The organism is Bacillus methanolicus PB1 (assembly GCF_000262755.1).
GTDB lineage: Bacteria > Bacillota > Bacilli > Bacillales > Cytobacillaceae > Bacillus_Z > Bacillus_Z methanolicus.
Genome location: NZ_AFEU01000001.1, coordinates 963,967 through 986,966 on the forward strand (window position 1 = coordinate 963,967; position 23,000 = coordinate 986,966).

Sequence of the window (23,000 nt, forward strand, 5' to 3'; positions counted from 1 at the left end):
CGTTAATCAAGAGTCTCCAATTTATTATTACTGTATAATTGTACAATATTTTGAGGCAATCCTCTAAAAATACAGTAGCTAATAAGCACAACCAATAATTTATCAGGCACATCAACAACAAGCTCATCGAGGAAGGAAGCCAGCCAAACAGAATCTGTTTTTGCCAGAATCACGGCAAATAATGCATCTCCCCACACGTTGCCAGTTTGTCCTCCCCAAAAGGATACATTGATAGGAGTAGATACTACAGCTGCAACCAGACCGACAATCAATCCAGCCGCTGCTGCTTTTGACAAGCTGGAAATCCAGCCTTTATAAAATAAGACTCCAGCAGCCAAACCAATTGCTATGCTTGTAATTCCATAAATAAATGAAATCGGATCTACCGTTAAACCATAAATAATATTATTTATAGCGCCTGATAAAGCCCCAATAATCGGACCTGCCAACATGCTTGCCAGTATTGTACCGATAGAGTCAAGCCATAGCGGAAGCTTCAACAACCCTGCAATTAGCTTTCCAATATAATTGATCCCTACAGCTGCCGGAATTAATACGAGAGATGCGGTTGAAAATCGAAATGACCACATGCTATGTTTTTGCATTACAGAAACCTCCTTTTACCTTCCTGATAAAGCGGCATATTTCTATTTATATTTTACTAAATGTTTCCTTATTAAGAAATATTGTCTGTCAAATTTACACAATGTCCAAAAGAACTTAATATTTTTTTACTCTTTACATCCAGATATTGAAGGCGAAGATGCGTTTCATCAATATTTAAATAGAATAATATAAACTATCTTAATATATTGACATTTCAATTTTCCTTTGCTAAATTATTTTCAAATAATAAAAATCAATGAAGAGAAGAGTAAGATAAGATCCCTGTTCTACAGAGAGTCGGCGTTTGGTGAAAGCCGATGTCAGGCCCTGTCCGAAGATCGTCTCTGAGATGCAAAGCTGAAATCCTAGTAGGCTTTGACGGGTTGTCCGCCGTTAAAATGGAACGCGTATGATTGTACGTTGGCTGAGAGCCGTAAGCTTATTTTTGCAAGCTGCGGAATTAGGGTGGTAACGCGATCGCAAACTCGTCCCTATTTTTGGGGACGAGTTTTTTATTATTCTAAAAATATAAAGGAGAGATTACTTTGAAAAAATTAGACACCTTAATTATTGGATTGATGTTATTTTCAATGTTTTTTGGAGCTGGAAACTTGATCTTCCCGCCCTTCTTAGGAGCTGAATCCGGCACTTCCTACTGGATGGCCATGTCAGGGTTTGTTCTTACCGGCGTTGGACTGCCAATTGTAGTACTACTTGCCGTTTCTCTTGTAAAGGGCGGTGCTCAAACGATCGGAAATCGTGTCCATCCCGTATTCAGCACGATCTTTATGGTTGTCGTTTATTTAAGTATCGGACCGTTCCTGGCCATTCCGAGAAATGCTAATGTTGCGTATGAAATGGGTGTGAAACCTTTCCTTAGCGAATCTTGGAACTCAACTTTGTCTTTATTTTTATATAGTGTTGTTTTCTTTTTTCTTGTCTATGTAATAAGCTTAAACCCTGCCAAAATGGAAAAATACATGGGCCGCTGGATTACCCCGATCCTGCTTTTATCGATGGTCGTCTTGTGTGTTGTCGGATTTGTGAAGCTTGACACTCCGCTCCAAACACCATCAGAAGCATATCAAAATGGAGCATTTTCGAAAGGTTTCATTGAAGGATATAACACAATGGATGCCCTGGCCGCATTGGCATTCGGAATTGTCATTCTCAACTCGATTCAGCAGAAAGGTGTGCGCGAGGAGAAGCAATTAACTAAATATACGTTTAAGGCCGGTATGATTGCAGGGGCATTGCTTGCACTCGTATACGTAAGTATTGGATGGATCGGAGGAAAAATGGCTGTAAACGGATCGTTTGAAAACGGTGCGGACATCCTTTCCTCTGCTTCAACACTTTTATTGGGACAAAGTGGCACAGCGCTGCTTGGTCTAATTTTTACATTAGCTTGTTTCACAACAGTAGTGGGATTAACTACAGCTTGCGGCCAATATTTTTCAAAACTTATTCCAAAAGCAAGTTATAAATCAGTTGTATTAGTTGTTACTCTTGTAGGATTCTTGTTATCAAACCTGGGTTTAAACCAAATACTTAAAATATCAGTTCCGTTCCTTGTCACAGCTTATCCATTAACAATCGTGTTAATCATACTCACCTTTTTTAACAAATTCTTTAAAGATTCGAAAAAAGTATACAGAAGCTCTATTTTATTTACTGGAGTTTTTGCCGTGATTAGCGGATTAAATGCATTTGGTTTGGACTTGGGCCTGATTCAAACCATGAGAAACATTCTTCCCCTTTCCTCCGTTGGGTTGGAATGGATCGTACCCTCGCTTGCAGGTACTGGTTTAGGAATGGCATTAAGCAAACTCACCAAGAAACATGCCGTAGTAGAACAAATTGATGTGAAACCTTCATAATTAATTGTTAAGGGCCAGTCCCCCGTCACGTTAACGCATTAACGCACTGAGGGACAGGCCCGCTCTACATTAAAGCGTTAGTGCGTTAAAGGACTGTCCCGCAATGGAACAAACTTGATTTATTTGCCATAAGAAAGCTTTCCGTTTGGAAAGGTCCACTATTATTATTTATATTATAATAGAAATTAAATGTTTAAAATTCAGAAAATTATCGCGGATAACCTCGCTCTTTTATTATCACAATTCCAAAAATAATTTATTGAAAATTTTTACTCTTTTTTTTACGGTATCTTCTATTTAAAAATAATAAAGACAGGAGATGCAGCAATGGATTACCGTTTACAACCGTTAGGTGATAATGCAGTCATTATCGAACTAGGGGAAGATATAAACATTGAGACACAACAAATAATAAAAATGATAGCCTCATTATTGGATAACAACCCTCCCGAGTGGATGATCGAATACATACCTGCATTTACAACTGCAACTATTTTTTATGATCCTTTTAAAATAACGAACCTACTAAATAATGAAATACTTCCGTATGACTATGTATGTGGTCAGTTGCAGCAGTTATTAGCTGGATTAAAGGCTGATAAAACAATCAAACCTCGGGTTGTAAAAATACCGGTTTGCTATGGCGGTGAATTCGGCCCGGATTTAGAGTATGTTGCTTCCTTTAATGGTTTAACAACTGAGGAAGTCATTAATATTCATTCAAGCGGTGATTATTTAGTGTATATGATCGGTTTTGCTCCCGGTTTTCCATACATTGGAGGCATGTCTGAAAAAATAGCTACACCGAGAAGAGAAACTCCCCGGTTGAAAATACCTTCAGGATCGGTTGGAATTGCAGGAAAGCAAACAGGTGTATATACAATCGAAACACCGGGAGGATGGCAGCTTATCGGCCGGACTCCACTAAAGCTGTTCCGCCCTGATGAAGAGCCGCCAAGCCTTTTAATGACGGGAGATAAAATAAAATTTGTACCAATTAGCTATAATGTATACAAAGAAATGGAGGAAGACGAAAGATGATTACAATCATCAAGCCGGGCCTCCTTACAACTGTTCAAGATTTAGGAAGATTTGGTTTTCAAAAATATGGAATAATCGTAAGCGGTGTTATGGATCAACTCTCACACCGAATCTCCAATTTATTAGCAGGAAATGAAGAACATGAACCAACCCTAGAGTTGACATTGCTTGGACCAACGATTGAATTTAATGAAAATGCACTTATATCCATTTGCGGCAGTGATTTATCCCCTGTAATCGATGGAAAACCTGTTCGATTATGGCGGTCCGTTTTCGTAAAAAAAGGAAGCATATTGCGGTTTGGGCCATGTAAGATTGGCTGCCGGGCCTATCTTGCAGTTGCAGGTGGCTTTAAAGTTCCAACGATCATGAATAGTAAATCCACATACCTGAGGGCAGAAATTGGCGGTTTTAACGGCCGTGCATTACAAGCAGGCGATCAATTGGAGTTCGGCTCCCCCAGCGACCTTTCGACTCGAATTATTGAACGTCTAAGGAAAAGATCAGAAAACCAACAATTTGTAGAAATGGAGTGGTCCGTGGCCACTGACTTAATTCCCATCCATAAAAATAAATTTACAATTCGTGTGATGAAGGGAAGACAATTTCATTTATTTACGAAAGAGAGCCAAGATAAGTTCTTTCATGAACCATTTGAGGTTACAGCTCAATCGGATCGTATGGGATATCGATTAAAAGGACCCAAACTGACATTAAAAAATACTGCAGAAATAATATCGGAAGCAGTTAATTTTGGAACAATTCAAGTTCCTTCTGATGGAAATCCAATTGTTTTATTAGCTGATCGGCAAACGACAGGCGGCTACCCTAAAATCGGTCAAATTCCAACAGTTGATTTGCCATTGATAGCACAAGCGAAACCGGGAGATTCAATAAAGTTTACAGAAATTTCCCACAATGAAGCACAACACCTTTTATTAAAAAGGGAGAGAAAAATACTGCAACTGAAGCAAGGAATTTTTCTTAAATTTAGGCAGGGGGATTGAACCATGCATTTTGTCGACTTAAATTGTGATTTGGGAGAGAGCTTTGGCGCTTATAAAATAGGGCAAGATGAAGAGATTCTCCATTATATAACCTCCGCAAATATTGCATGTGGGTTTCACGCAGGAGACCCGTCAACCATGCGGAAAACCGTCCGGTTGGCACTCGAAAAAAATGTGGGGATTGGGGCGCACCCCGGGCTTCAGGATTTAGCTGGATTTGGCAGAAGAAATATGGATATTTCTCCTCAGGAAGCATACGATCTAGTTGTCTATCAAATTGGCGCTTTATATGCATTTGTAAAATCCGAAGGCGGAAAGCTTCAACATGTAAAACCCCATGGTGCATTATATAATATGGCCGCTAAGAGTGCTCCCCTATCTGAAGCGATTGCCGAAGCCGTTTACAACGTTGATCCTGAATTGATCATCTTTGGTTTAGCAGGAGGAGAGCTTGTCAAAGCAGGAAAAAAAATCGGACTTCGTACTGCCAGTGAAGTATTTTCCGATCGCACTTACCAAAAAGATGGTTCTTTAACTCCTAGACGTGAATTGAATGCTCTTATAAAAAATCATGAAATTGCTGTCAACCAAGTAATCCGCATGGTAAAAGAAGGAAAAGTGCAATCACTTCAGGGAACGGATGTTTCAATTCAAGCAGATACGATTTGTATCCATGGAGATGGCGAAAATGCGATAGACTTTGCAAAGTACATTTCTACCGCATTAAAGAAAGCGGATATAAAAGTCGCTAAAATTGGTGACTTTTGCAAAGCAAGTAATAGCTCCATATAAGGAATATTGCTCGTTGATTGCAAAAACGATACAGAAAAAATTCAGGCGTTCGCCGAGTTTCGGTAAACGCCTTTAAATTTTAAAATATTAGAGAATAAATAATAACGCAAAAAGAAAATATACGGAATTTGCAATTTCTAATACACCGAGTTTCAGCACCGATATAGATTTTCCGTATAGGTATATTGCTCTTATCATACTTGGAAAATACGCAATTACTAATAATGGATATCCCATGATGAATAATCCAGTGATTAACAGTAAATGAAACCCCCAAGATGCCCATTTATACGCGGCATTCTTTTTTTCTCGAATCATAGTTTTGACATAAAAAGAACTTCCCGTAAAGAACAGAAAACAAAAACTAAAAATTTCTGCCGCTCTTAGATTTAGCTCTCCTTCTCCTATATAAAAACTGGCGAGCCCTCCTATACAAAATTCAGCTATTGCCGCAAGATCATTAAGTAAAGCCCGTTCATTTTTCTTTCTTGCATAATATATATTTATCAGAAAAAACGGCATCATAGAAAAGCCAAAATATAAAAGGCTAAAATTATTTGCCAGCGGGATGAGCAACAATACCACAGCTGGAAGAGTGTAGGCCATAAACCATCTCAAATAATATTGCCTTCTTTTATTATTTTTAATTGCCATAAAAAACGGATAAGTTGCCAAGTATAACAATAACCACCCGAGAAATAGCGGAATATGAAGCCAAGAAAATCCCCCATAATAAGCCCCTAATAAAAACGGGATGATCAGCATTGCCCAGGCACCGTGTTGTTTTGGTAAAAGCGGTTTCATGATTGTCACCTCACCAAATTAACTTCCAATTTTATTATACGATAGTTAAGATAAAGAGATTGTGAGATAAATCACACACTTAAATTTTCATTCAAAAAATCTTCTTAGATGATCTCGTTGAATTAATTTTAGTCGAATGCCGGTTTGCACGTAAATCAAAGAAAAAACCTTTCGTTCAGTGGGTAAGGTGCTTTTACTTGCTGATAAAACATCCCTCACACAATTCATCAACCATTTTACATAACGACACCTGATTGCCGGTGTCTACATTGTATCAAAAATAAATATACCTGTTATGATTTTTATCACAATTTTGTAATGACAAAAAGAAGAGACACAAATTTCTCAAAATATATATAAATATGTGATACAAGTCACAACGTCAATCAATTAAAGAGCTTATGCTTAAAGTGTTAATAGTAAATCAGAGGAGGATTCTCAATGGAAAAAATGTTTACAGAGCAATCTTTCATTGGTGAAATTGTGACTAGCTTCCCGAAAGCAGCAGATTTATTTAAAACATATAAAATTGATTTTTGCTGTGGAGGAAACCGGCCTTTAGGGGAGGCCCTAAAAGAAAGAAACTTAACAGCAGAAGAGATACTAAAGCAATTAACTGAACTGTACAAGCAAACTTCTAATTCTAATAAAAACGTGAAAAATTGGTCTCAAGCCTCATACTCCGAGTTAGTTGACCATATCATCCAAAAGCATCATCGTTATTTGGCGGAAGAGTTGCCACAGCTAAGCCCTTATGTGACAAAAGTAATGCGGGTACACGGCGCCCGACACCCTCATTTGTTACAAATTCATACGCTATATAATCAATTAAAAACAGAGTTGGAGCAACATACTATTAAAGAAGAAATAGAGTCTTTCCCGTTTATTTTACAATTTGAAGAGAATCGAACAATGGAAAATTACGAAAAAATGAAACAAGTGGTTGCGGATCTTGTACAAGAACACGATACAGCCGGGGATATTATTAAAGAAATTCGTGAGATTACATCTGATTTCACTCCACCGCAAGATGCGTGCAAAACATACCAGCTTGTTTATAAAAGACTGGAAGCATTGGAAACGGACCTTTTTGAGCACATCCATTTGGAAAATAACATATTATTCCCGCGCGTCCTTGCCGAAAATAGCGTAAACGTATAAAAGCAAAAGCGGACTTGCACCTTATTCTCAGGTAAGTCCGCTTATTTCATTTCGTTCAAGTTGTGACATGTTTCACAGACTGACTTTCTTTTCTATCCGTATAATATTGTATATTGACTGTTTCAGGAGGAATCAGTATGTTAACGGCTAGCATCGCTTATCAAATACAAAGTCATTTACATGAAATTTTCTCCACCATATCAGGAGTTGCAACGGAAAACGGTTGGAAAATTCAACTAAAAGGAAATAATTACTTGTATGTTATACACGAAATAAACGAACAGAAAATCGTCTTTTCATTTTCAAAAAATTTATCTTTTGAAGAATACCAACAAATTCATCACATAATCATTAGCTTACAACAACATATTAAAGGAACCATTGACGTTTCAAATAGTTTGCTGGGCTACCTTCCTGATGGCAGAGGAGCTTACATCATTACGAATTGGAATAAATGGTCTCACTTTATCTTGACAGCAAAACTTAAATCGCTGGAAGGACATAAAGTAATTGTATACAATGGCAAGGGAAAAGAACTTGGCAACGGATTGCTGCTTGATTATAAGCTCGATAAATCGCCTTGTGTATATGAGTGTACATTAATAACTACATTTGGAGAACAAATATTTCATGGAGAATATTTAGTAATCGAACCAACGAATAAATGGTAGCCGTAAAATGCTCAAAAAAGAATAACTGGCTCAAAAAAAAAGAGACCTTTCCCTCCCCTGCAATTTATGTCTCCTTGTTAAAATATCCTGTGATCATCACTGTTTGAGGGAATTTATCTCTTTTGAGCCAGCATAACTTCTTCTATTTTCTTTCTTTATATTCTAATTTCCTCCACTTAAAAAACGCTGCCAACGTTATCATCACGGATAAACACGCAATCAAAGTGAAAACATGGACCCACTTATATTCTAAGCTATAATAAGCTTCTACCGTCCATTGAAGGAGAATGATATTCACACCGAGGGAAAGAAAGATAACAACCCGGCACATTTTTTTACCCATGGCGAATCTTCCTTCCAACTGCATAAATCGTATCATCGGTCCTCCCCATGCACCGACAATTCCTGTCACCGCACCCGTTTCATGTGGGAAAAGCTGCGGGACTAATTTAAAAACAGCACCGTTTCCTAACCCAGCCAAAATTGCAATGAAAAGACAAGAAGCTGTCATTATTATGATATTTTCCATACTAAATGCAATAACAAGAGCCCCAATCGCAATCCCTGCATATACAATCGTTAATATACGTTCTGCGCCAATTTTATCGCCGAAATTTCCCCCAATAGGCCTCGCAAGCGTTGCTATTACGGTAAAACCTGCTGCTCGCAATCCCGCATCAACAGGCGTCAATCCGTATAAATCAATGAGTAAAGACGGTAAATAGATTCCAAACGCAACGAAAGCTCCGAATGTGACAAAATAGAAAAGCGATAATGTCCATGTATGTTTATACTTTAATACGGATAATGAGCTGAGTATGGTTTTCTTTTATGCCGGTTTAGGTGTGTCAGGCGTAAAAAACCAAACGAAAATCAGCATTATGACAACGGGGAAAATAAGTCCCCAAAACGCCCATTTTACTCCTAATGCTGCTGCAATGGCTGGTACAGAAAAACTAGCAACCGCTGTCCCTATGTTACCCATCGCATTAATCCCTAACGCCGTTCCTTGTTTTTCTGGTGGAGTTAATTTCGAAACAAACGTAACAGAAATAGCAAACGATGTTCCGGCCATTCCAATAAAGAAAGCCCAGAACAATAACATTCCATAAGAATTAGCAAATCCTGCCCCAATCAAAGGAATAATAATGAACAGTAATAAAAGAGAAAATAGTTTTCTTCCGCCATAACGACCCGTTAAAATCCCTAGTGGAATACGCATGATCGATCCAAGTAAGACTGGAATTGCTACTAAAATACTTTTTTGTGTTGATGTAAGCCCATATATCTGTTGGAACGAACTCGCTAACGGAGAAAATACGGCCCATACTGCAAAGGCAATTGTCATCGCTAAAGTCATTATCGGCAAAAGCGCTTTTTGTTTATCCATTATAAAACCCCCCGCTGTTATATCCTTACAACAAACCTAGGCGTTGTTATTTTCAGAATAAGTAATTAATCGAGAAAATTTTGTGTAATTTATCACAATAATTTAAAGTGTCACATATTGTAAAAAAAGTTTATTTTCAACTATTCTTGTTAGCTTATAAGCAAAATGTTGATTTTTCTAACCGATTATTCATAATTCCTAAGAAATTTACACTACATCGGACGGATTAACTTCCTTCTTTGCTAAAATTTTTGCTTTCTTAACGTAAAAAAACTGGCTCTTATGAATAAGCCAGTTTAATGTCTTTTTTTCTTAGCTCGTAGAAATTGTCTTCCTTTCCTTTCTTAACGCCTTTGGAATGTATACACAAAAAGGCTCGCTTTCTAAATAATCTCCCGTTACCGCATATGCTCGTGAACGAGATCCGCCGCAAACATAACGAAACTCACAGACGCTGCATTTTCCTTTATACTTATCCGGGTTTCTCAAATCTTGAAAAATAGGTGAATGACGACAAATATCTGCCAGCGATGTTTCGCGCACGTTACCTGCTTTTACCGGCAGCAATCCGCTAGGATATACATCTCCAATATGCGAACCTGGGGAGAAATATAGTGAATGAATTCATCGGCAACTGTGAAGCCTCTCCTCATGTCTTACAATAAAAACAAGGAGGGGAACTTCTTGAGAATTTCTATGGATGTTTTGACAGCGATTGAGAAACGCCGAGAGATCACTCACTTCAGTCCGGATCCTATACCTGATGAAGTATTGGACAAGTTGGTAAAATCTTTATATCTTTTTCAGTGGAAATAATCTCCCTTCACGTGAATTTATACTGGTTACCAATCGTGAAACATTGAAGGCATTAACCCCAACGACTCCATATATGAAATGGCTTGAAAATACAGCGGCGGCTGTTATTATCATCGGAAATCCGGATCTGAGCAAATACTGGCTCCAGGATGCTACTCTTGCCGGTGGATATTTGTGGTTGACTGCCGTATCTTTTGGACTTGGCGCTGCCTGGGGAGCCGTGTACCATTCGGAAGATCCGGAAGAATCATCCAGACGTGAAAATTTTGTTCGTGAACGACTTGCCGTCCCCAATCACTACCGGGTGGTTTCCATCATTGGTCTCGGATTTCCCGCCAAAGAACCGCCCGCTAAGGAAATGTATCCATTGGAACGTGTTTTTCACAGTGAGACATACCAAAGAAAAAATTGAACTACTCATCCACTGAAAAAAATAGTCTAATTTGTTCCCCTTCTTATGGAGCAAATTAGACTATTTTTTCTGTTCTGCTAAATTTAGTTACTTACTTCAGTTATGAACACTCCCTCCTCATTTTCATTGTAAAACATAGGGAGAGGCCTTATTGTGACTCACATTACAATATTTATCATTTCCAAAACAATTTTATCTTCCAAAAATCTTGTACAAACAACTTGACCATCGTCAAGTAACAGCAACATATGTCTGTCATCGCCTTTCAATAACTGATCAATATATTACTTCGGTTACTCTTCAAATTGACATTTTTGTTATATTGTATCAGTAAACAAAACAAAAAAAGATTCCCACCTATTAAGCAGGAATCTCTCCATCCTTATCATTTTTTCCCAATAGCCACTCTCCAAACTTCCTGACCTTCTTCTAAATACTCCCATGTAAATTGATTTTCCCGTTCCATCATAAATTGATAATGAAGCGGACGAGGATCATGGTCATTTGTTAGTTCCATTACTTCTCCAGGCTTTAAACTATCAAATAAGCGGAAAATTGCCGGATGTCTATCACGCGGTTCATAATCAGGCGCGTTAATTCTTGCTGCAAATTGACTCACAAAAAATGCCTCCTTTAAATTATACTATTTATTATATTTACATCATACTATCATAGTTTAATTGTTATAGTGATATACATCACAACTCGTTGTGATAATTCACAACATACTCGAAAGGAGAATGAAAATTGGAAGAGTTCGTTGGATTTTGTTCGGAATGCGGCAAACAAATTTATTGTATAGATGGATTTTTAAACGGTGTCGTGAGCGATGATAAAAAAGGTTGTATTGCTTTCAGTGCTCAGAAAAAAATGAGAAGAACACCCCTAACCTTGCAAAAAAGGAGGCTGACCATTAGTATCAGACCTCACGCATAACCAATAAGATTTATTATGTTTTTGAGGTCTGATACTTTCTTTTGGTCAGCCCATTTTGTTTTTTATCTTTAATCAACTTCTTCTTTAGTTAAATCAGGAACAGGTAACTGTTCTTTTTCTCCTGTGATAAAAATCACAAAATTTGAGATTGAAATTCACTATCATAAAAAGAAAAAGGAGATGAGGACAATGGGAAAAATTATCGAGTTAGATGTACGCGAAGATTTACAAAAGAAGATAGAGCCTTTCCAAAAAATCATGAATGCTATTCGGTTTAAGCCGCAATTATCATTTATTCCTGGTCTATTACTTGTAATTGGACTAATTTTATTTTTCGTTCAAATGTTCATGACATTACGTAAACAATCAAAGAAAAATATAAAGACTTTATTTGTCAGCTCGGCGCTTGTTTGCTTATTGTTAACCATAGTTCTCGGCCTGGCTCTTGCGTTTCACTTTTTTAGCGGTACGGAAATACTTAATCATCTATTTCTTTTGAAAGCGCATTTATTATTCGGAATTTCCGGCTGGTTTACGCTGTTAATTATCGGTTTTTCTTATAAAATGGCACCGATGTTTTCGTTGGCGCACGGATTTTCGATGAAGCCGGCTCGATATGTATACATTTTTTATATGAGCGGACTCATCATTGCTTTTTTCAGCTTTTTAAAAAATGATGACGCATTATTACCTGTTGGTATAATTCTTCTGTTTATTGGATTTGCATTGTTTGTTTATCATATGTTCTCAATTTTACAAAAAAAAGTGAAGAAAAAGCTGGACCGTCCGTTTCTCTTTGCCTTACTGGCAATTGGGATTGCTTTTTTCCTGCACTTAGCGGCTGTTTTTCTTTCTTTTGATACACATCTGTACGGTTTTGCCATCCTTCTGTATGGATACATTTTTGGCTGGATTATCTTAAGCATCATCGGCTATTTATATAAAATTGTTCCTTTTTTATGGTGGACACATCGTTACTGCAAAAAAATCGGCAAAGAAAACGCGCCAACATTAAAACAAATGATGAACGAAAAATGGGCAGTACTCCAATGCTGCTTGTTCATTCTCAGCCTCACCGGCGTTGCTTGCGCGTTCATCTTGTCAAGCTTGTCATTATTTTATTTTGCTCAAGTTGGCATGGTTCTCTTTTCACTTTTGTTTGCAAATTCGATCCTTTCTGTATTATTCAAATAAGGAGGCTGAACAAAATATGAAAGAAAAAATTATCGAGCAACTTCGCTATGTCATTGACCCTGAATTAGGAATTAACATCATCGATTTAGGGCTAATTTATAATATTAATATTAATGAAGGAAATGTATTCATTTTGATGACGCTCACCACACCGGGCTGTCCGCTCCACGATTCCATTGTCGGTGGTGTAAAACGAGCGCTGGCGAACATTGAGGGGATTAAAGACGTTGATGTACAAATCACGTGGAATCCGCCTTGGACACCGGAGCGAATGAGCGAGGAAGCATTACAGGAACTAGGCCACCGTTAAGAATTAAGACTACTCACTCAACCGTACGTACCGAATATCAAGCATTTTGAATTGATTCAAAAGAATGAGGCTGACCTAAATCTTAGTGCCAGGCACCCTTAGTTACTAAATATCAAAAGCATGTTTGGGCAATTTAATATTTAATAACTGCAGACGGGAGCCAGACACGTGTGGGTCAGCCTCATAAATTTTTACTATCCTGCTTTCTTATATAGTGAGTGCAGGTTCTTTTTCCGAAACTTCATCCTGTTTTGGCATCTCACGGATCGCATACGCCACTCGTTTAATATTGATCATATGCTTTGCTCCAATATTATCAGACGATATGTTATTGCCTATAGCTCCGCATCCCAGTGTCAAGGATGGAAAAATTGCCGTAGTGGCGCCTATTCCGCCAAACGTCGTACCGCCATTTACAACAACACGTGAAACCGGTTTATCTAAGGTGAATTCTTCTATTACTTTTTCGTCTTCACAGTGAATTCCCAAAGTATGGCCGAGTCCGCCAAATGCAAGTATTTGTCCGCAAAGACCGCTTGCTTCTTGCTTATCCTTCACAGTATAAAAAGCAAGAACTGGGGACAGTTTTTCAATGGAAAGTGGATATTCTTTGCCTACATTCGTCTCTTCTGCAACGAGCACCTTCGCATCGGCCGGAACCTCAATTCCTGCCATTTCCCCAATTTTCTGCGGAGATCTTCCCACCTGATTGGCGTTTAACCTCCCGTTTACCATGATAACAGAGGCTACCTTCTGTTTTTCATTGTCATCCAAAAAGTAAGCACCTTGATTCTTTAACTCGGAAATGAACTTTTCTTTGATTGATTGATCGACGACAAGAGCTTGTTCGGAAGCGCAAATCGTTCCATTGTCAAAATTCTTGCTTTCAACGATAAGTCGGGCAGCTCTTGCTAAATCCGCACTTTCATGAATATAGGATGGTACGTTTCCGGGTCCTACGCCGTATGCCGGTTTTCCGGAACTGTAAGCTGCTATTACCATAGCGCTGCCGCCTGTTGCAAGAATAACTTTTGTAAATTTATGTTTCATCAACTCATTCGTTGCAGGCAGTGTCGGTTTTGTAATGCAAGAGATTAGACCCTTTGGCGCACCGGCGCGCTCGGCTGCTTCTTGCATGATTTTTACCGCTTCGGCCGTGCATTTTGCAGCTGACGGGTGAGGGCTAAATACGATTGCGTTTCTTCCCTTGACTGCGATCAACGATTTAAAAATTGCTGTCGAAGTTGGATTTGTTGACGGGACGATCCCTGCGACGATCCCAACTGGTTGAGCAATTTCCCATACGCGATTTTGTTCATCTCTATTTATTATCCCAACGGTTTTCATATCTTTAATTGCGTTGTATACATCATTAGCAGCAAACAGATTTTTCACAACTTTATCGGCCACTTTGCCAAAGCCCGTTTCTTCTACTGCCATAGCCGCCAGTCGTTCCGCTTCATCTCTTCCAGCTTTCGCCATGCTTTCAACAATTCGGTCGATCTCGCTTTGCGACATCTTTCCGACGATGTCTTGGGCTGATTTGGCTTGTTCAAGATAGTCACTTACTTCCTGAATGGATTGTAAATCATTATCTCTTATCATAATGAATGCCACCTCTCTGTAAGCTTAATGTCTATTTGTTCTGGCATTTTTTTACTGAAAGATCTTTTTACATTTTTCATTTGACGATTCATCTTCTAACTGGGTGGGAAGTTCATCATTTAGCTCTAAGTTCCTTACTTGGAATATTTCAGCTAATATTTGCTTGTTATTAAGGAATTATAAATAGTGTAAAACTGTTTTTACTCGAGGGGGAACGGTTTCGAAATTAGCTGGTTGCATTACCCAAGTGTCCTCTGAACGAAAATCAGCAATAGGATACGCTGTCGTACCAGTTGCAATTTAACCATTTATTATCACCGTTCCACATGTTTAACGTAACCACTTGATAAAGTCGTTATCCACTTTTCTGAAATGCATATTCTCCCAAAAAATATCCGATTTGCATTCATAAAACTGTATGATAAGGAAACAATATAATTAATAAATCAATGTGGAGAAATATCGCAGCAAATGCAGGGATGGGGTCAGACCCGCACTGCGTTAATGCGTTAATGCATTGAGGGACTGGCCCGCACTGCGTTAATGCGTTAATGCACTGAGGGTCTGGCCCGCATTGCGTTAAAGCATTAATGCGTTAAGGTAAGACCCCGCCGAGAAATAAAAAACCACAAACCCGATTAATCATTGGGTTTGTGGTAGGACTGCTGCTTTTTTGCATTCTTATTTTGTTAGGGCAGGTTCTTGTTGAGCGCCTTCATCTTTTTTTGGCATTTCACGGACTCCGAATGCAACACGTTTAATGTTGAACAATTGATATACTGATACGTTGTCGGATGTAACGTTGTTACCCATAGCACCGCATCCGAGAGTCAAGGACGGCATTACATTTACTGTAGCGCCAATTGCACCAAATGTTGTACCAGCATTTACAATAATACGTCCAGCTGGTTTATTGATTGTATACGCTTCAATGACTTTTTCGTCTTGAGCGTGAATTCCAACTGTATGGCCTAGACCGCCCAAATCAAGCATTTGCTGGGCAATAACGCTTGCTTCTTCCATACCTTTCACTGTATAGAATGCTAGAGTTGGAGATAATTTTTCGATAGAGAATGGATATTCTTTACCCACTCCTGTTTCTTCCGCAACAAGTACTTTTGCGTCAGCAGGAACTTCAATTCCAGCCATTTCCGCAATCACTTGTGGAGCTTTACCAACAATTTTAGCGTTTAATGCACCGTTCACCATGATAATGGACGCAACTTTACGTTTTTCATCTTCATTCAAGAAGTAAGCGCCTTGTTGTTTTAGCTCAGCAACAACTTTTTCTTTAATAGATTCATCAACTATAAGAGCTTGTTCAGAAGCACAGATTGTTCCGTAGTCAAAAGTCTTACTTTCAATGATTAGTTCAACAGCTTTTGCTGCATCTGCACTTTCGTGAATGTAGACAGGAACGTTACCAGGACCTACGCCGTATGCTGGTTTTCCGGAGCTGTAAGCAGCTTTAACCATACCTGGTCCGCCTGTAGCAAGAATTACGTCTGTTAATTTATGTTTCATTAGCTCATTTGTTGCAGCCAACGTTGGTTGAGTGATGCAAGAAATTAAACCTTTTGGAGCACCTGCGCGCTCAGCTGCTTCTTGCATGATTTTTGCGGCTTCTGCTGTAGCTTTTGCAGCACCTGGATGTGGGCTGAATATAATTGCATTTCTAGCCTTAACTGAGATTAATGATTTAAAAATAACTGTTGAAGTTGGGTTTGTGGATGGCACGATTCCTGCAACGATCCCTACAGGTTGAGCCACTTCCCAAACTTTATTTTCTTCATCCCGATTAATAATTCCGACTGTTTTTACATCTTTGATAGAGTTGTAAACGTCATTTGCAGCAAACAGGTTTTTTGCAATTTTATCAGGAACGTTGCCAAAACCTGTTTCTTCTACTGCCATAGCCGCCAATCGTTCCGCTGCTTCTCTTCCCGCATTCGCCATGCTTTCAACGATTTTGTCGATCTCTTCTTGAGTCATTTTTGCAACGATTTCTTGCGCTGTTTTTGCTTGTTCAAGATAGTCTCTTACTTCCTGGATAGATTGCAAATCTTTATCTCGTAACACGTTAAGCACCTCTTTGTTGTTTACTAGTTATTTTCTTTTACACGGGCTTCTGGGATTAATAGAACGATTTCGCCATGACAGACATCGGAAAAATAATATTAAAAAATAAAGGGGATGAATCAGTTCAGGTACCACGCTCCTTATAGTTTACTAACTTTGGAAGCGGTTAAATTTTTTAACAGCGCTTTCAATTGCTAGCTTCAATGTGATTATATGTTTTATTAAAATAAATGTCAAACTATTTACCTTTAAGTCTATTTAACTCGAAAAAAGCCGAATTTTATATGAATTTATACCCTTTATTACAATCAGAACTCAAATGTCTTCATTTTGTAACATAATTACTAATACATTGAAACATTACTGTTATATTTTCCTGATATTCTATGTTTACGAAAAAACAAAGGAGTTTTAGTAAGTTGAAAAAACTACTATTATATATTTCTTCATCAATGTTTCTAGTTTTCGGTTTTTCAGGAACTGCTTTGGCTTCCGGTACATATCAAGTAAGAAGCGGCGACTCTCTTTGGAGCATTGCTAAAAAACATAAAGTGACTGTCAGCCAGTTAAAGAGCTGGAATAATCTTAAAAGCGATACAATCAAACCGAAGCAAGTTTTAAAAATTTCAGCTTCAACAACGAAAGCCAATTCTACTGCAAAAAGAGCATCAGCCAATACATCAGCGAACAAAATAATCACAGTAAAAGCGTCTGCTTATACAGCAACCTGCAAAGGATGCAGCGGAATAACGGCTACAGGATTAAATTTAAAGAAAAACCCTTCGATTAAAGCAATTGCCGTTGATCCAAAGGTAATTCCGCTAGGTTCAAAGGTTTATGTGCAAGGTTACGGCTATGCAGTTGCAGCTGATAAAGGAGGAAGAATTAAAGGCAACAAAATTGACGTATTTATGCCTTCAAAAGCAAAAGCTATCCAATGGGGTGTCAAAACAGTAAAAGTAACAGTGTATAATTAATCAAAAGCTGGCAGGATTCCAGCTTTTTTTCATAATATTTATAAAAAAACGGGTCTGACTCCCTCCAACAATAACATTATCTATATATTGTATTGGAGGGGTCTGACCCTTTGCTTTTTATACGAAAATGTCCGGTAAAAAGCAAAAAAGCAACGACCTTTGACCCGCTAATTTGATCATAGATTGCAGGTCAAGGGTCGAAACATTTTCATTAATCGTGGTGGCTGATATGCCATGGAGGTTTGAGTCATCCCCATTCCTCAATTATCACTTTGAATGGTCGAACTTTTTACTAGGTTATTTTTGTTTAAACTGATTTGTTTTTTGATAGAGAAAATTAAAGCTGTTACCCATAATAATAAAACAATGCCGTAAATAAGAGAATAATATTCAGAAGAATTTGGAAGCCAGGCAGATAGTAAGGTTCGGGCATTCACCAAAATAATGAAGCCTCCCACAAAAACACCCATCATCTGTGCTGGCATGACCTTGACAAGCCAAGCTGCAATCGGTGCAGCAAAAACACCTCCAAGCATCAAAGCACATACCCATATCCAATTCACTGTGTCCCATCCTAGAGATATGATAAAACCTAAAGAAGCTGATACTGCAATAGCAAACTCTGTTGTATCTACTGTTCCAATAACCTTACGGGCCGTCATTCCTTTTTTAGATAAAAGAATGGGCGTCGTAATCGGTCCCCAACCACCTCCGCCGGTAGCATCCGCAAATCCTGCAATTAATCCTAAAGGGATGGACTGTTTATATGGCAACGGTGGAGACTCAATGTCTTCAGAGGGCTTAAACAAAAACAAAAAACGGATAATGATATAGACACCAAGAATCAAAAGAAATGTTGAAACATATGGTTTTACTATTGCTCCCGGCAAATTGCTTAAGAAACAGGCTCCTACAAAAGCCCCGATAGAACCCGGGATGGTTAGGCGAAACACCATTTTCCGATCCACATTTCCGAACTTGATATGTGAAATTCCGGATGCTGCTGTCGTTACGACTTCGGATATGTGAACAGAAGCAGATGCAACAGCAGGAGCAATGCCAAAGGCCAGAAGCAGAGTTGAGGACGAAACTCCATAAGCCATTCCTAATGATCCATCTATCAACTGTGCAATAAATCCAATAAAAGCTAATACAAGTAATTTTTTCATTTAATCCTCCTATTCCGATACTTTTAGTACAATTTATAGTCAAAAAAGTATATAATACAAATTATGACCCTTTCTATTTATAAAAAATTCTTTATTACGCCGACAAACTTTCTTGTATTGTTTTCAATCGACTAAAATGTCGTTCAGACGGGCCATAAATCTGTTTCTTTCGAACTCGAAGTCTTTATATTTTTCCTCTCCCAATTCGTTTAACAGATTAGATTTCATTGTCTGGGAAAGGATGCTGTTCTTGATTTTCTTGCGGGCTTCCCACAAGAAATCAAGATAACCTTCATACGATTCATCAAATTGTTCGAGTAAATCATTTCTTATTTTTTTCGCAAGGGTCGGACTTGCCCCGCCAGTTGATACACTTATTACCAGTCTTCCTCTAACTGCGGAAGCAGGTATGTGGAAATTCCCCATTTCTTGGTCGCTTACGATATTAACCAGCTGGTTTTCCGATGAATTTTTATATATTTGTTCATTAATTTCTTTCGAATTTGTAGCTGCAATAATCATAAATGCATGTTCATAGTCAGCCTTTTCTACTTCTTTTAAATACACTTTTACCTTCTGTTCAGTCCAGAGTTTGTTTATTTCATCGCATATTTCCGGGCTTACGATATGGATGTTTGCACCTGCTTTGAGTAAAGGAACCACTTTTCGATAAGCAATTTTACCGCCGCCAATGACAACACATAGTTTATTGTTCATATCAAGCATAATAGGATACATTTTCAATTCCTCTCGAAAGTTCAGTAAAACGTTCCTTCAATATGTTTCCGATCAACGGGTGGTATCCGAGATAATCGCATAATATATATTCCTTTTGTCCATCAGCGAAGCGGGCTTTAATGGTTTTTTCAATGGTATTCATTAAAATTCCTGTAAAGAGCAGATATGGGATGATGAATATTTTTTTATAGCTGCTCTGCTTTGCAGTAAAAAGAGCCTCTTCCAAACCGGGTTTTGCAGCTGTTAAATAACATGTGTCTACCCTGTTTAATCCAGCTTTCCTTTTTAGGAGCTTTGCGATTTGGGTCAAGTCACGCTTTACGTCCGGATCGCTGCTCCCTCTTCCGATTAATAGAACCATAGAATCCTCACTTAATTTTTCCCTTGTTTCATGAAGCCGTTCAATCAAGATATCAATCATATGGTGGTGCACGCCAATTGGTCTGCCATATACCATTTCTACGTTCGGAAATCGTTTTCGGATTTGCTCAAGTTCGTTTGGAATATCTTCTTTTGCATGGACGGCAGTCAAGAGCAAGACAGGTAGAACAAAAATCTTAGTGGCGCCTCTTTGGACGCACCTTTCATATGCTTCTTCGATCGTGGGAGCCGCAAGTTCAAGAAAGCAATACTCCTGAATGGGAACAGGATTTTGATCCATACATTTTTTTATAAAATCAATGGCCTGCTCACACGCTTTTTTCACCCTGCTTCCATGACATATATAAAGAATAGCTTCCATTATACTCCCTCGTTTACAAGCAGTTTTTCATCGATATTCAGCTGCTCGAACCAACTGATTTTCTCCCGCATCTTGACAACCTCTCCAATAATAATAAGAGTAGGATTTTCAATTTTTTGCTTTACGGCTGTTTCTGCGGCAAATTCAAGAGTGCTTACGACCGTTTTTTGTTCGCGGAACGTTCCCCAATGAATGAATGCTACCGGCGTATTTGGATTTTTCCCATGTTCAAGCAGCTTTTGCTGGATGTAAGGAAGATTTTTTACCCCCATATAGATGGCGAGAGTATCGATCCCTTTTGCAAGTGCATCCCACTTATGGCTGTCTTCTTCACCGCTTTTTCGGTGGCCTGTAATGAAGGCAAATGATGAGCCGTACTCGCGATGTGTAACGGGAATGCCAGCATATGCCGGCGCTGCTATTCCCGCTGTGATTCCCGGTACGATTTCAAACTGTACCCCATTTTTCACAAGATCTTCCGCCTCTTCTCCGCCCCTTCCAAAAACGAATGGGTCCCCGCCTTTCAATCTCGTCACAATATTTCCTTTTTTTGCATACTTCACAAGAAAATGGTTGATTGTCTCTTGCTGCAGCAAATGAAAACCTGGCAGCTTACCGCAGTAAATCAATTCCGCATTCGGTTTGGCATAGTTCAGCAATTCATTATTTATTAATCGATCGTATAAAATAACATCTGCTTCTTGGATACATCTCAATCCTTTTAATGTAATAAGCTCAGGATCACCAGGTCCTGCACCAACCAAGTAAACTTTCCCCATTTTCTTCATCCTTCCCTCTTGCTTAAGCTGTTTCTAGACGCGATAACACAAACCCATTCCCTTTTCGAATTTTCTTCTTTTCATATAATGAAATATCGTGGATATCAGGTAGTTTCAAAAAGTGCTTCTCTATTTCTACTTCGACAAGGCGAAATGCATCTTCATCGTTTTCGGCTGCGATGACAACGTGAATGACCTCATTACCTATAAGTGTAACTTCAAACCGGTATAAATTCATAAGCCGATCACCTTTCAAAAGTTAAACTGCTACACTGCTTAATAGCAAATCCAGTTTTTCCTGCAGCGGAGAAGTTCCAACCCTTTCAACATAATTATAGAACGTCTCACCCGGCAGCTTCGTCTCATTAAAATGCAACAGAAGCTCTTTCAAAATAAATTCAAGCTGATGCGCTTCAACTTTGCCCTTTAGCCTTTCATTGTATTTTCCGTCATTATCCAGCGTACCCCCGACAAAAATTTCAAACGCCTCAACCATGACCTTTTCTTTGTTTTTCATCTTAATTCCCTGCAGCCCTATATCTGCAATTTGCCGCTGTCCGCAAGAGTTCGGACAGCCGACCATGTGAATGCGTACTGGGACGTCAAGATCCACTTCCTTATCTAAATTCTCGGCAATCCTTTTCATTCTTTCTTTTGTTTCCACCAGCGCCAAGTTACAATACTCGATTCCGGTACATGAAACGGAATAGCCGACCACTTTATTCGGGGAGATCGGGAATTTTTTAAATAAATCTTCCTTAAGCAATGCATCAACATTTTCATCAGGTATGTTCGGAATAATCAGATTTTGAGAATTACAGTTTCTAAGTTCCCCATTCCCATAGATTTTCGATAAACGGGCAAATTCGAGTACATCATCAGGAGTTAAACGTCCGACAGGAATATTGACTCCCACAAAATTCAAGCCGGCCTGCTTTTGTTTGTGAACCCCATAATAGTACCCGGCGCTCCATCCTTTCACCGCATCTTCTCCTTTTTCCGGAAGCGGGCCTGTATATTCCAAAAGCTTTTCCTTAAATTTTTCAGGACCCCAATCTGCAACAAGAAATTTCATACGCGCACGGTGCCGCTTTTCACGATAGCCATAATCACGGAATATGGTAGTGACCGCTATAGCTACTTTTAATGTTTGTTCCGGTGTTATAAATACATCAAGCGTCTCTGCCAGCTTCGGTACGGAAGATAATCCGCCGCCGACTTTCACGTGGAAGCCTGCTACTTTTTCGCCGTTTATTTCTTTATAAGCAGGTACGAATGATAAGTCATGAATTTCGGCATTTGAAGAATTATACACGTTCGAGCTGATGGATACTTTGTACTTGCGGGGAAGATTTGAAAAATCCTCATTCAATTGGAAAAACTCGTAAACTTCCCTTACTATATCTCTCGTATCGAACAGTTCATCAGGATCAATTCCTGACAGAGGATTTCCTACAATGTTTCTTGTTATATCTCCGCAAGCACCTGCCGTAGACAAGCCCACTTTTTTAAGGCGATCAAAAATATCGGGAATTTGTTCAATCGTCAGCCAGTGAAATTGTACTGCTTGTCTTGTTGTAATATCATAGACTCCCCTTCCGTAATCTTTAGCTATATTCGCCAGTGTTACTGCCTGCTCATTCGTTAAAATGCCCGATGGAATGGTAACACGCATCATAAAATAGCCATCTTCTTTCGGCCTCTGTAAATACAGACCCGCCCACTTGAACATATCCCATTCTTCCTTCGGGATTGAACTGAAACCGTTCTCGGCATAGTACGGAATATCATCAAAGATCTTTAGGCCGTCTTTTTGAAGCTTTTTAATTTCTGTTTTATTAAGGTTTGGATTATCTCTCCAAATTTTTTCATATGCCATGGTTTTCCCCCT

Annotated in this window: 23 protein-coding genes, 2 pseudogenes and 1 other annotated feature; of the genes and pseudogenes, 12 read left to right on the forward strand and 13 right to left on the reverse strand. The window is 38.8% G+C overall.

Annotated elements, in window-relative coordinates; genetic code table 11:
- Positions 1-2: 2 nt before the first annotated feature.
- Positions 3-605 (reverse strand): hypothetical protein, encoded by a 603-nt coding sequence (locus tag PB1_RS04490; protein WP_003351019.1) that lies wholly within the window; start codon positions 603-605, stop codon positions 3-5.
- A gap of 248 nt (positions 606-853) precedes the next feature.
- Positions 854-1,102: a binding site (T-box leader), on the forward strand.
- Between the two features lie 49 nt (positions 1,103-1,151).
- On the opposite strand from PB1_RS04490, the gene brnQ reads away from it, so the two are divergent.
- From brnQ to PB1_RS04510, 4 genes are all read left to right on the forward strand, one after another.
- A complete protein-coding gene (gene brnQ / locus PB1_RS04495; RefSeq protein ID WP_003351020.1) occupies positions 1,152-2,486 on the forward strand; it encodes a branched-chain amino acid transport system II carrier protein in 1,335 nt (444 codons plus the stop codon).
- Positions 2,487-2,813: 327 nt separating this feature from the next.
- Positions 2,814-3,527, forward strand: coding sequence for a 5-oxoprolinase subunit PxpB (gene pxpB / locus PB1_RS04500; RefSeq protein WP_003351021.1), 714 nt, complete (start codon positions 2,814-2,816; stop codon positions 3,525-3,527).
- On the forward strand, positions 3,524-4,534 hold the full coding sequence (locus tag PB1_RS04505) for a 5-oxoprolinase subunit C family protein (protein WP_003351022.1): 1,011 nt from the start codon (positions 3,524-3,526) through the stop codon (positions 4,532-4,534). Before pxpB ends, PB1_RS04505 begins: the two co-directional genes overlap by 4 nt.
- Positions 4,535-4,537: 3 nt before the next feature.
- On the forward strand, positions 4,538-5,326 hold the full coding sequence (locus PB1_RS04510) for a LamB/YcsF family protein (protein ID WP_003351023.1): 789 nt from the start codon (positions 4,538-4,540) through the stop codon (positions 5,324-5,326).
- Positions 5,327-5,413: 87 nt separating this feature from the next.
- Here the strand turns inward: PB1_RS04510 and PB1_RS04515 are convergent, their stop codons facing one another.
- Positions 5,414-6,130 (reverse strand): YwiC-like family protein, encoded by a 717-nt coding sequence (locus PB1_RS04515; protein WP_003351024.1) that lies wholly within the window; start codon positions 6,128-6,130, stop codon positions 5,414-5,416.
- Positions 6,131-6,571: 441 nt separating this feature from the next.
- Here PB1_RS04515 and ric point away from each other — a divergent pair, with 441 nt between their 5' ends.
- Positions 6,572-7,291 (forward strand): iron-sulfur cluster repair di-iron protein, encoded by a 720-nt coding sequence (ric, locus tag PB1_RS04520; RefSeq protein ID WP_003351025.1) that lies wholly within the window; start codon positions 6,572-6,574, stop codon positions 7,289-7,291.
- 137 nt (positions 7,292-7,428) lie between these two features.
- Positions 7,429-7,962, forward strand: coding sequence for a botulinum neurotoxin N-terminal receptor binding domain-containing protein (locus tag PB1_RS04525; protein ID WP_003351026.1), 534 nt, complete (start codon positions 7,429-7,431; stop codon positions 7,960-7,962).
- A gap of 382 nt (positions 7,963-8,344) precedes the next feature.
- On the opposite strand, the pseudogene PB1_RS04530 reads toward PB1_RS04525, so the two are convergent.
- A pseudogene (locus PB1_RS04530) lies at positions 8,345-9,352 on the reverse strand (MFS transporter); the annotation flags it as partial.
- Between the two features lie 312 nt (positions 9,353-9,664).
- Positions 9,665-9,949, reverse strand: a pseudogene (locus PB1_RS04535) (SPASM domain-containing protein); the annotation flags it as partial.
- An 87-nt stretch (positions 9,950-10,036) separates the two neighbouring features.
- Here PB1_RS04535 and PB1_RS18280 point away from each other — a divergent pair.
- On the forward strand, positions 10,037-10,168 hold the full coding sequence (locus PB1_RS18280) for a hypothetical protein (RefSeq protein ID WP_274413080.1): 132 nt from the start codon (positions 10,037-10,039) through the stop codon (positions 10,166-10,168).
- Between the two features lie 73 nt (positions 10,169-10,241).
- A complete protein-coding gene (locus PB1_RS18020; RefSeq protein WP_003351031.1) occupies positions 10,242-10,580 on the forward strand; it encodes a nitroreductase family protein in 339 nt (112 codons plus the stop codon).
- Positions 10,581-10,965: 385 nt separating this feature from the next.
- Here PB1_RS18020 and PB1_RS04545 read toward each other — a convergent pair whose 3' ends face one another.
- A complete protein-coding gene (locus PB1_RS04545) occupies positions 10,966-11,199 on the reverse strand; it encodes a DUF2249 domain-containing protein (RefSeq protein WP_003351032.1) in 234 nt (77 codons plus the stop codon).
- Positions 11,200-11,327: 128 nt separating this feature from the next.
- Between PB1_RS04545 and PB1_RS17650 the strand changes: the two genes are divergently transcribed.
- The 3 genes from PB1_RS17650 to PB1_RS04555 all read left to right on the forward strand — a co-directional run bounded on the left by PB1_RS17650 (position 11,328) and on the right by PB1_RS04555 (position 13,020).
- Positions 11,328-11,516 (forward strand): hypothetical protein, encoded by a 189-nt coding sequence (locus PB1_RS17650; RefSeq protein WP_003351033.1) that lies wholly within the window; start codon positions 11,328-11,330, stop codon positions 11,514-11,516.
- Positions 11,517-11,705: 189 nt separating this feature from the next.
- A complete protein-coding gene (locus tag PB1_RS04550; protein WP_003351034.1) occupies positions 11,706-12,710 on the forward strand; it encodes a hypothetical protein in 1,005 nt (334 codons plus the stop codon).
- A gap of 16 nt (positions 12,711-12,726) precedes the next feature.
- Positions 12,727-13,020 (forward strand): metal-sulfur cluster assembly factor, encoded by a 294-nt coding sequence (locus PB1_RS04555; protein WP_003351035.1) that lies wholly within the window; start codon positions 12,727-12,729, stop codon positions 13,018-13,020.
- A 207-nt stretch (positions 13,021-13,227) separates the two neighbouring features.
- Here PB1_RS04555 and PB1_RS04560 read toward each other — a convergent pair whose 3' ends face one another.
- Together PB1_RS04560 and PB1_RS04565 are read right to left on the reverse strand one after the other, a co-directional pair.
- Positions 13,228-14,625: an acetaldehyde dehydrogenase (acetylating) gene (locus PB1_RS04560; RefSeq protein ID WP_003351036.1), complete on the reverse strand. Its 1,398-nt coding sequence runs from the start codon at positions 14,623-14,625 to the stop codon at positions 13,228-13,230.
- Between the two features lie 681 nt (positions 14,626-15,306).
- Positions 15,307-16,704 carry an acetaldehyde dehydrogenase (acetylating) gene (locus tag PB1_RS04565; RefSeq protein ID WP_003351037.1) on the reverse strand — a complete coding sequence of 466 codons (1,398 nt, stop codon included), beginning with the start codon at positions 16,702-16,704 and terminating at the stop codon, positions 15,307-15,309.
- 419 nt (positions 16,705-17,123) lie between these two features.
- On the opposite strand from PB1_RS04565, the gene PB1_RS04570 reads away from it, so the two are divergent.
- Entirely contained in the window at positions 17,124-17,681 is a 558-nt protein-coding gene (locus tag PB1_RS04570) for a 3D domain-containing protein (RefSeq protein ID WP_003351038.1), read from the forward strand.
- Positions 17,682-17,941: 260 nt separating this feature from the next.
- Here PB1_RS04570 and PB1_RS04575 read toward each other — a convergent pair whose 3' ends face one another.
- From PB1_RS04575 to PB1_RS04600, 6 genes are all read right to left on the reverse strand, one after another.
- A complete protein-coding gene (locus PB1_RS04575) occupies positions 17,942-18,850 on the reverse strand; it encodes a sulfite exporter TauE/SafE family protein (RefSeq protein WP_003351039.1) in 909 nt (302 codons plus the stop codon).
- A gap of 123 nt (positions 18,851-18,973) precedes the next feature.
- On the reverse strand, positions 18,974-19,588 hold the full coding sequence (locus tag PB1_RS04580; RefSeq protein WP_003351040.1) for an NAD(P)-binding protein: 615 nt from the start codon (positions 19,586-19,588) through the stop codon (positions 18,974-18,976).
- Complete coding sequence (locus PB1_RS04585) at positions 19,569-20,330, reverse strand: sirohydrochlorin chelatase (protein WP_003351041.1); 762 nt, start codon at positions 20,328-20,330, stop codon at positions 19,569-19,571. Before PB1_RS04585 ends, PB1_RS04580 begins: the two co-directional genes overlap by 20 nt.
- The gene (cobA, locus tag PB1_RS04590; protein WP_003351043.1) at positions 20,330-21,109 is read right to left on the reverse strand and encodes a uroporphyrinogen-III C-methyltransferase; all 780 of its coding nucleotides are present in this window, start codon (positions 21,107-21,109) and stop codon (positions 20,330-20,332) included. Before cobA ends, PB1_RS04585 begins: the two co-directional genes overlap by 1 nt.
- Positions 21,110-21,131: 22 nt before the next feature.
- Positions 21,132-21,347, reverse strand: coding sequence for a DUF3906 family protein (locus tag PB1_RS04595; protein WP_003351045.1), 216 nt, complete (start codon positions 21,345-21,347; stop codon positions 21,132-21,134).
- A gap of 21 nt (positions 21,348-21,368) precedes the next feature.
- A complete protein-coding gene (locus tag PB1_RS04600; protein WP_003351046.1) occupies positions 21,369-22,988 on the reverse strand; it encodes a nitrite/sulfite reductase in 1,620 nt (539 codons plus the stop codon).
- Between the last annotated feature and the right edge of the window lie 12 nt (positions 22,989-23,000).